Consider the following 11,618-nt stretch of genomic DNA (forward strand, 5'->3'; position numbering starts at 1 on the left):
CGCTGCGCGACCCAACGGGAGCAAGCTCCCTCGCCACAAAAGCTCCCTCGCCACAATGAAAAAGGCGACCTGGAAAAGGTCGCCTTTTTTGTGCCTGAAGGTTTACACCGCGGCTTTGCGCAGGGTCGCCATGAACGCCGCCGCGCCGATGAACAGCCCGGCAAAGGTGCGGTTCATGCGTTTTTGCTGTTTGGGTGTGCGCAACAAACGCAGCACTTTGGCCGCCAGCCCGGTGTAGCCGGCCATGACGATCAGGTCGACACAAATCATGGTCACACCGAGGGTCAGGTACTGGGCCACCAGTGGTGCGTGGGGGTCGATGAATTGCGGCAGCACCGCGAGCATGAACACCAAGGCCTTGGGGTTGCTGACGTTCACCAGAAAACCGCGAAACACCAGCGCCATCGGCTTGCCGATCTGCCGGATGGCCGCGTCGTCGTTCATCTCATTGGGCAGCGCGCGCCATTGCTTGACCGCAAGATAGACCAGGTAGGCCACGCCGAACCATTTGATCGCATAGAAAGCCGTAGCGGAGGCCGCGAGGATCGCACCGACACCGGCAGCAACAATCGCAATCTGCAACGTCAGGCCCAGTTGCAAGCCCAAGGCATTCCAGTAACCGCGCCAGAAACCGTAGCGCAAACCGCTGGACATCGACGCAATGGCGCCGGCACCGGGAGAAAGACTGATCACCCAGCAGGCGGCAAAAAACGCCAGCCATGTTTGAAGCAACATCGCACACCTCGACTCAGACTCGTGACAGACGTCTAAGCTAATGCGCCTTTGGGCCGATGACTACCGATTTTTTGTAGGACAGAGCGACTGCCGACCAGCGTTTACGGCTTGAAGGGCCCATCGTCTGACGGACCGCCATCGCGAGCAAGCTCGCTCCCACAGGGTTTCGGGCTGATCACAAACCTGTAATCCAACCCAAAAAATGTGGGAGCGGGCTTGCCCGCGATGGCGGTGTATCAGGCAACAAAAGGCTTACTTTTCAAACCCGTTCGAAGAGAACACATCCGTGCCACGCCAGCGTCGAACCGAGCGCTGGAAGAACAGGCTATTGGGCACTTGCACCATGGCGCTGCCGGTACCGAGCTCTTCAGCTTCGATCAGCGTGGTGTAGAGCAGATTGATCGCCACCACCCGGCCTTTGACGCCGGGTTTGTCGGTGGTATCCACCAACTCGACCACATCACCGATACGGAACGGGCCGACGGTAAAGATCAGGATCGCGCACAGCAGGTTGGACAGCACGCTCCACATGGCGAAGAACGCCACGGCAGCCACCGCAACGAAACCGGACAACGCCGTCCAGAGTACCGTGGCCGACACGCCAAGGCGTTCCAGCACAAAGATCAGCGCGCTGCCCATGATGAGCCAGCGCAAACCGCCGCGCAGCGGCATGAAGAACTGCGGCGGAAACGGATAGCGCTCACCCAACCGAGTCAGGCATTTAGCGACGACGCGCTGGGCGATATAACCGGCCAGCAGGATCAGCAGAATTTGCACGACCAGCCAGAGCGGCTCGACCCACATCGCCGGCAACGGCAGCTTGAAGGCTTCCATCAGGACAGCGCCTCCAACTCCGCCTGCATGCTTTCGAGCAGTTCCAGCGCTTCCATCCAGGCTTCTTCCAGTTCGGCTTCACGCACCTTCAGCCTGGCTTGTTCAGCCAGCAGATCACGCAAATCGTTCTTGCGCATCGGCTCGTAAATGTCGCTGTCGCCAAGGCTGGTATCGATCTTTGCCAGCTTCTCGTGCAGCTTGCCCAGCTCGGCTTCAAGCTTGTCGGCCTCACGCTTGTGCGGTGCCAGTTGCTGACGCAACGCAGCAGCAGCCTGACGCTGGGCCTTCTTGTCGGTCTTGTCCGGATTGACCGGGGTATTGCTGACCGGGGCATTGCGTTGACGGTATTCAACCAACCAACGAGCGTAGTCTTCCAGGTCGCCGTCAAACTCCTCGACCTTGCCGTCTGCCACCAGATAGAAATTGTCGGTGGTGCTTTTGAGCAGATGGCGATCGTGTGAGACCACCAAAACCGCGCCACTGAACTCCTGCAGGGCCATGGTCAGCGCCAGACGCATTTCCAGATCCAGGTGGTTGGTCGGTTCGTCGAGCAGCAACAAGTTCGGTCGATCCCAGGCGATCAATGCCAAGGCCAGACGCGCCTTCTCACCGCCGGAGAAATTCAGTACCGGCTCATCGATACGCGCGCCGCGGAAGTCGAAACCACCAAGGAAGTCGCGCAGGGTCTGCTCACGCTCGGTCGGCGCCAGGCGCTGCAAGTGCAGCAACGGGCTGGCCTTGGAGTCGAGGGAATCGAGCTGATGCTGGGCGAAGTAGCCAACGACGGTGTTTTCACCGCGCGTCAGGCGACCGGCTAACGGCTCAAGTTCACCGGCGAGGTTTTTGATCAGGGTCGATTTACCCGCGCCGTTCGGACCGAGCAAGCCGATCCGCGCGCCTGGGGTCAGTTGCAGCTTGACCTTCTCCAGAATGGCTTTGTCGCCGTAACCCAGTCGAGCATCCGACAGATCGATCAACGGGCTGGAAATTTTCGTCGATTCGCGGAAGACGAAATCAAACGGAGAATCGACGTGGGCGGCGGACAGCTCTTCCATCCGCTCCAGCGCCTTGATCCGGCTCTGGGCCTGACGGGCCTTGGTGGCCTGGGCCTTGAAGCGAGCGATGTAGCTTTCCATGTGCGCACGTTGCGCCTGTTGCTTCTCGTAGGCTTGTTGTTGCTGGGCCAGACGTTCGGCACGGGCGCGTTCGAAGGCGCTGTAACCACCGCGATACAGGGTGATCTTGCGTTGATCGACGTGGGCTACGTGATCGACCACGGCATCGAGGAAGTCCCGGTCGTGGGAAATCAGCATCAAGGTGCCGGGGTAGCTTTTAAGCCACTCTTCGAGCCAGATGATGGCATCGAGGTCCAAGTGGTTGGTCGGTTCGTCGAGCAGCAACAGGTCCGAAGGGCACATCAAAGCCTGCGCCAGGTTCAGACGCATCCGCCAGCCACCGGAGAAATCTCCTACTTGCCGATCCATCTGCTCGTTGGTGAACCCAAGGCCGGCCAGCAGCTTTCGAGCCCGGGCGTCGGCGGTGTAGCCGTCGGCGCTGTCGAGTTCCGAGTGCAGGCGGGCCTGAGCGGCACCGTCATGGGCCGCTTCGGCTGCGGCGAGGTCGCGTTGCACCTCGCGCAGACGCAGGTCACCATCGAGCACGTAGTCGACCGCGATGCGTTCGAGCGTCTCGATTTCCTGGCGCATGTGGGCGATGCGCCAGTCGGCCGGCAAGAAGCAATCACCCGAGTCCGGGTGCAGTTCGCCACGAATCAAGGCGAACAGGCTCGATTTGCCGGCGCCGTTGGCACCGATGAGGCCGGCTTTGTGGCCGGCGTGCAGGGTCAGCTCGGCGTCTTCTAGCAGACGTTGCGGGCCACGCTGTAAAGTCAGGTTCTGAAGTCGAATCATAATGGCGGCGGAGTCTACCAGCTTCGCTCGCAACTGGCGCGAGTAGCACTATGTCCTCTGACCTGTGGAGTTTTTCCGTTATCACTTACTCCCGTCGCGGAGTAGAAGGTGTGTGCCTGCAATTGCAGTCGGCAGGCGTGAATGTGTGCCTGCTGCTGTGCGGGTTGTGGCTTGAAGAGCGTGGAGTTACCTGCAACAAACAACGCTTGCAACTGCTTCACGATGTAGCCGGGCCTTGGGACGCGGATGTCGTGCAACCGTTGCGCGCCTTGCGCCTGCGATGGAAAGCCGCCGCTAGCAAAGATGCCGGGCTGAATGATTTGCGCGAACAAGTAAAGTCATTGGAGATGGAAGCCGAACGACATCTGCTGTCACGGCTGGAACGAGTGGCACAGAGTTGGCCGCAGTCTGAGGAGACCGAACGAACGGCCTGGCTCGAAGGTGTGGCAGCGGACGCCGCCAACCTGGACCGCGACGCGCTGAATCAGCTGCGCGTCGCGGCAACCGGCACTTAGGAAGCGCTGGTTGGGGTGGTGCTGGTGCTCGACGACGCGGCTGGCGTTGGCGCAGAGGTGGTTGTCGAGGTGGTTGCTGCAGGCGCGGACGAAGCCGAGGAGGCCGGGGCCGGAGTTGCTGGCTTGATCGCTGGCGCAGCAGGCGGCTTGGCAGCGGTGACTGGCTTTTTCACGGCCGGTTTTGCTGCTGGCTTGGCTGCTGGTTTTGCAGCTGGTTTTGCAGCCGGTTTTGCAGCCGGTTTTGCAGCCGGTTTTGCGGCGGCTGGTTTGGCTGCAGTGGCTGGCTTGGCAGCAGCAGTTTTGGCAGCCGGTTTCGCGGCAGGTTTGGCCGCAGCTTTTGCAGCCGGTTTAGCAGCTGTTTTTGCAGCAGGCTTGGCTGCGGCGGTTTTAGCCGCGACAGGTTTGGCAGCAGGTTTCGCGGCGGCAGTTCTAACGGCTGGCTTGGCAGCTGGTTTTGCCGCTGGTTTTGCTGCTGCAGTTTTTGCCACGGCGGGTTTGGCAGCCGTGGTTTTTGCAGCCGGTTTAGCGGCGGCTGTTTTGGCAGCAGCTGGCTTGGCGGCAGGTTTGGCAGCCGTCGTTTTAGCCGCTGGTTTCGCAGCACTGGCAGCGACTGGTTTTTTAGCCGCCGGTTTTGCGGCTGGCTTGGCTGCGGCTTTTACCGGAGCTTTGGCAGCAGGCTTGGCCGGTGCTTTTGCAGCAGCTGGTTTGGCAGCGGCTTTTTTCGCAGGTGCCGCAGCTGGTTTGGCCGAACGCAGGGACAACGCCTTGCCGACAGCCTCTTGGACACGACCGACACCCTGGGCCAGTTTCAGGCTTTCTTGAGCGTCGCGTTTGAGTTGCAGGATGTAGCTGCGCGTTTCGGACTGGCGATCCTTGAGGGCATCGAGCAAGTCCTCAAGTTCTTTCACCGCCTCTTTGGCCTTGGCCTGCGCCTTGGCTTTGCCGGCCGCCGCAGCGTCCTGCAATTTGGTCCGGGATTTGTGCAGTTTTTCCTGCGCTTTTCCGCGCTGCTTTTCCAGTTTGGCGAGCAGTTTTTCAGCATCAGCCAGAGCTTGGGAACAAGCGTTTTCCAAATGCTCGAGCAAGCTGCCCGAGAGTTGTTGGAGTAAGTGCAACGGAGTGTTTACTGGCTTCTTGGTGGCCGACATGGTTTACCTCCTGGCTGACGTGAATGCGGCTCATACTAGACCTCTGCTGCAACCGCCGCTAGGGCATGTTGACAGTATCGAAAGCGCTCCGTTGCAACGGATCAAAAAAGTTCTGCGCTTAGGTAAAACCAGTTCACCTTCGAGCGCATTCACACTGGCATAATCCTGCGCATTCCAGGTCGGAGAGTGCCCATGTCGCGCTACCTTTTTTTATCGCTGTGCGTGTTTTTTTCCATGGCTCAGGCCGCCGAAAAAAACACCACAAATGACGATCACGATCTCGCTTACAGCTTGGGTGCAAGCCTTGGCGAACGCTTGCGCCAGGAGGTTCCGGACCTGCAACTTCAGGCACTGCTCGAAGGTTTGCAGCAAGCCTATCAAGGCAAGCCACTGGCACTGAAAGACGAGCGGATCGAACAGATTCTGTCCGAGCATGAAGCCCGGGTGGCCATGCAATCGTCTGTGCCGCAAAGCGAACTGGCTTTGGAAAACGAGCGACGTTTTCTTGCCGAGGAAAAAGCCAAACCCGGCGTTCGCGAACTGACCGATGGAATATTGCTGACAGAGTTGGCGCCGGGCACCGGCGCCAAGGCTGGTCCGAACGGCAAGGTCCAGGTGCTGTACATCGGACGCCTGCCTGACGGCTCAGTGTTCGACCAGAACAGCCAGCCGCAGTGGTTCAGTCTTGATAGTGTGATTACGGGCTGGCGCAGTGCGCTGCAAAACATGCCGGTCGGCGCGAAATGGCGCCTGGTGATTCCATCGGCCCAAGCCTATGGTGCCGACGGTGCCGGCGACCTGATCGCGCCGTTCACACCACTGGTATTCGAAGTCGAATTGCGTGGTGCTACAAGCTGAAAGCCGGAAACGAAAAACGGCGCGCATTTGCGCACCGTTTTGAGGGTGTTGCTGGATAAGGTTCAAGCCTGAACCGAATCCTCTTCCTTGTGAGCGGTGTGCAGCACTTCGATCAGGCAATCTTCCAGTTCGAAGCGTTCGTGTAACAAGCCACCCAGCTCCTTGAATTTCTCCGCGACACACTTACCGGCATCACACAGATCGTTGAACGCCAGCAGCTTCTCGGTAATGACGTCGATGCGCGGGTAAATCGTCTCGGCCAACTCCAGACCGCGGGTATCACCGAACGCCTTGGCTTCGCCAGTCAGTTGTTCGTAGATCTCGAAATGCCCGGCAGACACGTAGTCGACCAGCACACCGCAGAATTCCTGCAACGGTTTTCGGTTCTCGCCCAACGCTTCGGGCTTGGCGCCGAGAGCGTCATACGCCCGAACCAGTTCGTGACGCTCCTGCAACCAGCGATCGATCAGCAGATGCACTCCACCCCAGCGTTCCTGAGCATTCTGACAACTTTCGAGCATGGTGATTCTCTCTTCCCTTGTGGGTCATGCTGCTCTACACCTGTCGCACACTTGAAAATCAAGAATCGACCAGGCAGAGCGTCATTCGAGCAACATAAATCCAATGACACGTGCGGGCCAGATTATGCCCGCGCGCCTATGGCTTCAAGGTACGCAGGAGATAAAGTTCATACAAGTGTTTAATCACCCGTCAGTACCCGGTGCGACGACTCGCCGCTGAGCGGTCGCTGACACGCGATCCAGACAAGGCGCAGCAACTGATACCCCCCCAGAATCATCATCGCAACGAAGAACAGCAGACTCCACTCCGGAATGCTCAGGTCGAACAGCGTCCAGGAAATTTCCGCGCAGTCGGCGGTTCCTTTGAACATTCGCTGCACGACACACAACCAGGGTGTACTGGCGAACAGATCAGCCAGATTGGGTGAGCACGCCGAGAGCTGATGCACCGGATCGCTCTGCAACAACACCTGCCGCCACGCCGTGACGGTACCCGCCAGACTGCAGAGCAGACCCAGCAGCCAATACAGGAACGACCCGAAGCGGCCAGGCCCTTGCACTGAAGCCACCAGGCAGACACCCGTGAGCAGCGCCAGGCAAACCCGCTGCAACAGGCATAACCCGCAAGGCTTGAGGCCGACCGCATATTCCAGGTAATAGGAAACGCCCAAGGCCAGGGCACCTGCAATGAAAACCATGAAAAACAAGGAGCGTGAGCAGGCCAAAGACATGGCTTTTCCGTAACAGTAGAGACAGGCGGTTACGGTAGAGGAAAGCGCAGCAGCCTTTCAAGGCAGGCCACCACGGACACTTCACCAGAAGTGTAGGGAATTCCCGACAGTGCCGAGAGGATTTGATGTAGTCCTCTGTAGGACTTTGCCGGCGAAGGATTACAACACTGAAACAGTGGTGGATTCAAAGCGACTGCGCTCTTATAAGAAGATCAAAAGATCGCAGTCTTCGACAGCTCCTACATAAGGTCCGGCGCAGGAATCAGGCGTGAGCCGGCAATGGCAGCGGCGCTGCCAGCAAGCGCTCATCCAATAGGCTCAAGCCTTCCTGGAACAGCTGATTACTGCGTTCGGTGTCACCCAGTTGCGCCAGCAGCCGCGCCAGTTCGGCGCAGGCTTCAGGGTTGCGCTGCACACGCAGGCTGCTCTCCAGATAATCCCTGGCCTTGCCCCACAGACTGCTTTGCAGACACAAACGGCCCAACGTCAGCAACAGGCTCGGGTCGGCGGGATGATCCTTGAGCCAACCCTCGGCGGTGTGCAGTTGCCTGGCCGGATCGTTGCCGCGAACCAGCCCATACAGGCGTGCCAGATGGCTGTCGTATTTGCGCTTGAGGGCTGCACGCAGGACCTCTTCAGCCTCGACCTGCGCGCCCAGTTGCCGCAATTGCTCGGCATAGGCGAGCACCAGTTGCGATTCCTGGCGCTGAGCAGCGGTGAGTTGCTGCCAAGCGCGATTGAGCGATTGCAAGCCGACGGTTCCGTCCTCTTCCTGGTGCGCCGCCAACGAAAGATTTTCGCCCCAGGCGCGGCGCTCCAGCTCAGCCAGCTCGGCCGGTGGCAACACCTTGTCCTTGCGTAACTCCGGCAGCAAGCGAATCACGGCCGACCAGTCGCCCCGCTGCTGAAGCAGGCGCTGCAACTGGCGCAAGGTCTGGACGTTATGAGGATGACGCTCGTGCATGGCTTGCAGGGTCACCAGCGCGCCTTCAGTGTCACCGCGATCAGTCTGCAATTGGGCATGGTTCAAGGCAATTGCCAGCTCGGCCTGGGGCTGTCGCTCCAGGGCGCGCTCCAGCAGATTGTCGCTTTCCTCGTAGTGACCTTGTTCGTTCGCGGCGCGGGCAGCACCCAGGTAGTAGAGCAACGGCTGGCGCTCGGCTTCCGCTGCGCGATACAGATGACGTTGCGCGCTGGCCCAGCGGCCCTCTGCCAAATCCAGCTGACCGTGCTCGATCGCTACTTGCACCCGCCGACTGCGATTGCGCCGCGACCACGGATTGACCACTCCACCGGAAGTCGTCACCAGCTCGATCAACGCCTTGATGCCCCAGAACACCAGCCACAGCACGACCACCAGGGCCAGGGTTGCCCACAGGCTCGATTCGTAACGGAAGCTCTTGTAGGCGATTAGCACGTAGCCGGAATGCTCGGCAATCGCCAATCCCAGCGCGGCGGCAGCGGCGATGACCACGAACACGATCACATAGAGGCGCTTCATGGCGTGGCCTCCTGCATAGTGCTCGCGGCAGGTTTGGCCAGAGGTTTCACCGACTCCTCGGCATTGACGTTACGACGCTCGAGATAGGCCTGCACCGAGCTCAACGTGCCCGTCAGATCTGGCGTGACCACAGTGACCGGCTGCTTGCTCAACTCGGCCACCTGCTCGAGCATGACTTTGCTCTGGGGGTTGTCCGGGTTGAAGTTGCCCTTGAGCACGTCCCGCACCTCGGCCAGCGCCTGGGTGTAAACCGCGGCCTGGCCATTGAGCGCGGCCCACTGAGCCTGCTCCAGCGCCAGGCTCAGAGCCAGACGCACCTGGCTCAGACTCTGCCCTGCCAGCAACGGACGGACATTCTTGTCGGCGTTGAAATCGATGCGGATATAACGCGAAATCTGATCCCACCATTGTGCCCAGCGACTGGCACCGTCGCCATCGGCGGTCAGGCCCAGCAGGGATTCGCCGCGGTCCTTATATTCCGGCGCCAGCTCAGTGAGGTTGATCACCTGATCGCGCAAGGCACCCAGTCGCAGGAACAATCCGGTGCGATCCGGCTGTTCGGTACTGCGCAGGGCTACCAGGGTTTTGGCCACTTGCTCGCGAGCGGCGAAAGCCCCGGGGTCGTTCTGTTCGCGGAGAATTTCATCGGCGCCCTGCACCAGGGCCTGGGCGCTGCTGATGTCCTGCAACGCCGACAGACGCAGGCTGGCCAGACGCAGCAAGTGCTCGGCTTCGGCCAGACGCCAGTCCTTGCGGCTTGCGCCGAGGACGGTTTCCAGGCGTTGATTCAGGCGTTGCTGATCGCCTTGGAGTTGAGTGACCAGACGACTGCGAGCGTCGAGTTCCTCGGCGGCCGGCATTTGCTCGAGGCGAGCCGTCAGGCGCTGCTCGTTGAGCTTCAGGCTCTGGGCCTGATCGTTCAACGCCTGTACCTGACTCAACTGTTGTTGGTTATTGGCTTGCAGGTGACGCACCTGCCAGACTCCCCAACCACCCACGGCAACACCGGCTGCGCCCAACAGCAGCGCAACGATTGCCAACCCATTGCCTCGGCGCTGCTCAACAGCAGGTGGCGCAGTTTCAACCGATGCATCAAGCGCAGGTCGGACGTCATCTTTAGGCAAGGCTGTTTCGCTCACGTATCCATCCTTTGCATTAGAAAACGGGCACGGGGTGTTCCCGTAACGCCGCCAGCAATGCCGCGGCACTGGCGCCACGACAATCCACAACTGTTTGGGCCCCGGCGGCACGTGCCAGCTCGGCGACCCTGGGGCTTGGAACAAACAACGGCAACCGCGCCATGCTCGGCCAGGCATCGCCAGCCAATCGGTGCAGGTGCTCAAAACCCTGTCCACTGCTGACCACCAGCCCGTTCAAGCGTTCCGCCTTGATCCGGTCAGGCAGCGTTGCCGATGGGTACTGCGGCAAACCGCGTCGGTACAACTCCAGATACTCGACACTAGCACCAAGCTCGCGTAAACGCTCAGCCAGCAGCTCGCGCCCACCCTCCCCGCGCATGATCAGCACTCGCGGATCGGGTCGAGTGACAGCCTCGCGCAACGGCGCAAGCTCAAGCAAGGCTTCGCTGTCATCGCCATCGACCGGGAAGCTCACATCCAGCCCGCTATCCTCGAGGATCTGCGCCGTCGCCGCGCCCACGCTGAACCACTTCAGACCCGGTGGTTGCGGCCAGTATTGGTTGAGCAGGTCGACAGCGATTCTGGCGGCAGGCTTGCTGACCACGATCACCGCGCAATAGCTATCCAGATTCTGAAAGACTTCGCGCATTGTGTCAGAGACAGGAATCGGCTCGATATCCAAAAGCGGCAGGCTGCTGCTGAAAACCCCCGCGTCGGCCAGCACACGGGCAAGCGCCGCCGACTCATCCACAGGGCGTGTCAGCAACAGGCGCCAGCCAGTCACTCGTGCCCTGCCTCGCCATAGACTGCTTTCAGAATGTCGGCAGCGCCCTGGCTCAGCAGGTCTTCGGCCACTTGCACACCCAAAGCCTCGGCATCCGCCCGTGGCGCACGGGCCTCGGCGCTGAGTAGCAGGCCACCGCTCGGATCACCCACCAAACCGCGCAACCAGATCTGCTCGCCTTCAAGCACGGCGTAGCAAGCGATTGGCACCTGGCAGCCGCCATTCAGATGTTTGTTGAGGGCACGTTCGGCGGTAACGCGAGTGGCCGTGTCCTGATGATGCAGCGGCGCCAGCAGCGCGTGGATTTCAGTGTCGGCGCTACGGCATTCGATACCGACCGCGCCTTGGCCACCTGCCGGCAGACTGTCTTCGACACTGATAGCCGAAGTGATGCGGTCCTCGAAGCCCAGGCGAATCAAACCCGCCGCGGCGAGGATGATGGCGTCGTATTCGCCGGCATCGAGCTTGGCCAGACGAGTATTGACGTTGCCGCGCAGGAAGCGGATTTCCAGATCCGGGCGGCGGGTCAGCAACTGAGCCTGACGACGCAGGCTGGAGGTGCCGACGACGCTGCCTGGCGGCAACTCATCCAGACTGGCGTAGGTATTGGAGACAAATGCATCGCGCGGGTCTTCACGCTCGCAGATGCAGAACAGACCGAGGCCTTCGGGGAAGTCCATCGGCACGTCTTTCATGGAATGCACGGCGATATCGGCTTCATTTTCCAGCAGCGCGGTTTCCAGTTCCTTGACGAACAGGCCCTTGCCGCCGATTTTCGACAGCGGCGAATCAAGCAGCTTGTCGCCGCGACTGACCATGGGAACCAGCGTCACGAGCAGGCCCGGATGGGCCTCTTCCAGACGAGCCTTGACGTATTCGGCCTGCCACAGGGCGAGAGCACTTTTGCGGGTGGCGATGCGGATTTCGCGAGAGGACATGGAT

Annotated in this window: 12 protein-coding genes; 2 read left to right on the top strand and 10 right to left on the bottom strand. The window is 60.4% G+C overall.

All coding sequences use genetic code 11. The features are described 5' to 3' along the window. Positions 1 to 102: 102 nt before the first annotated feature. The 3 genes from ACZ3HH_RS28370 to ACZ3HH_RS28380 form a co-directional block, all read right to left on the bottom strand. Complete coding sequence (locus ACZ3HH_RS28370) at positions 103 to 735, bottom strand: LysE family transporter (RefSeq protein WP_465809691.1); 633 nt, start codon at positions 733 to 735, stop codon at positions 103 to 105. Between the two features lie 252 nt (positions 736 to 987). Next, positions 988 to 1,569, bottom strand: coding sequence for a mechanosensitive ion channel domain-containing protein (locus tag ACZ3HH_RS28375; RefSeq protein WP_465809693.1), 582 nt, complete (start codon positions 1,567 to 1,569; stop codon positions 988 to 990). Further along, on the bottom strand, positions 1,569 to 3,479 hold the full coding sequence (locus ACZ3HH_RS28380; protein ID WP_465809695.1) for an ATP-binding cassette domain-containing protein: 1,911 nt from the start codon (positions 3,477 to 3,479) through the stop codon (positions 1,569 to 1,571). Before ACZ3HH_RS28380 ends, ACZ3HH_RS28375 begins: the two co-directional genes overlap by 1 nt. Positions 3,480 to 3,529: 50 nt before the next feature. Between ACZ3HH_RS28380 and ACZ3HH_RS28385 the strand changes: the two genes are divergently transcribed. Beyond that, positions 3,530 to 3,994 (top strand): TIGR02444 family protein, encoded by a 465-nt coding sequence (locus ACZ3HH_RS28385; protein WP_465809698.1) that lies wholly within the window; start codon positions 3,530 to 3,532, stop codon positions 3,992 to 3,994. Here the strand turns inward: ACZ3HH_RS28385 and ACZ3HH_RS28390 are convergent. Next, positions 3,991 to 5,142 (bottom strand): AlgP family protein, encoded by a 1,152-nt coding sequence (locus ACZ3HH_RS28390; protein WP_465809700.1) that lies wholly within the window; start codon positions 5,140 to 5,142, stop codon positions 3,991 to 3,993. The genes ACZ3HH_RS28385 and ACZ3HH_RS28390 overlap by 4 nt on opposite strands. Before the next feature lie 192 nt (positions 5,143 to 5,334). Between ACZ3HH_RS28390 and ACZ3HH_RS28395 the strand changes: the two genes are divergently transcribed. Next, positions 5,335 to 6,000: an FKBP-type peptidyl-prolyl cis-trans isomerase gene (locus ACZ3HH_RS28395; protein WP_465809702.1), complete on the top strand. Its 666-nt coding sequence runs from the start codon at positions 5,335 to 5,337 to the stop codon at positions 5,998 to 6,000. Between the two features lie 62 nt (positions 6,001 to 6,062). On the opposite strand, the gene ACZ3HH_RS28400 is transcribed toward ACZ3HH_RS28395, so the two are convergent. The 6 genes from ACZ3HH_RS28400 to hemC all read right to left on the bottom strand — a co-directional run bounded on the left by ACZ3HH_RS28400 (position 6,063) and on the right by hemC (position 11,614). After that, positions 6,063 to 6,521 (bottom strand): Rsd/AlgQ family anti-sigma factor, encoded by a 459-nt coding sequence (locus ACZ3HH_RS28400; protein ID WP_007899333.1) that lies wholly within the window; start codon positions 6,519 to 6,521, stop codon positions 6,063 to 6,065. Between the two features lie 179 nt (positions 6,522 to 6,700). Further along, complete coding sequence (locus tag ACZ3HH_RS28405; RefSeq protein ID WP_465809705.1) at positions 6,701 to 7,252, bottom strand: disulfide bond formation protein B; 552 nt, start codon at positions 7,250 to 7,252, stop codon at positions 6,701 to 6,703. A 262-nt stretch (positions 7,253 to 7,514) separates the two neighbouring features. Continuing rightward, positions 7,515 to 8,753 (bottom strand): heme biosynthesis HemY N-terminal domain-containing protein, encoded by a 1,239-nt coding sequence (locus ACZ3HH_RS28410; protein WP_465809707.1) that lies wholly within the window; start codon positions 8,751 to 8,753, stop codon positions 7,515 to 7,517. Continuing rightward, positions 8,750 to 9,892, bottom strand: coding sequence for a uroporphyrinogen-III C-methyltransferase (locus ACZ3HH_RS28415; protein ID WP_465809709.1), 1,143 nt, complete (start codon positions 9,890 to 9,892; stop codon positions 8,750 to 8,752). Before ACZ3HH_RS28415 ends, ACZ3HH_RS28410 begins: the two co-directional genes overlap by 4 nt. A gap of 16 nt (positions 9,893 to 9,908) precedes the next feature. Then, positions 9,909 to 10,676 carry a uroporphyrinogen-III synthase gene (locus tag ACZ3HH_RS28420; RefSeq protein WP_465809711.1) on the bottom strand — a complete coding sequence of 256 codons (768 nt, stop codon included), beginning with the start codon at positions 10,674 to 10,676 and terminating at the stop codon, positions 9,909 to 9,911. Next, positions 10,673 to 11,614, bottom strand: a complete 942-nt coding sequence (gene hemC / locus ACZ3HH_RS28425; RefSeq protein WP_465809713.1) for a hydroxymethylbilane synthase — start codon at positions 11,612 to 11,614, stop codon at positions 10,673 to 10,675. The genes ACZ3HH_RS28420 and hemC overlap by 4 nt, the downstream gene beginning before the upstream one ends. Positions 11,615 to 11,618 lie beyond the last annotated feature (4 nt).

This window comes from Pseudomonas sp. PME37.24/025, assembly GCF_055556615.1.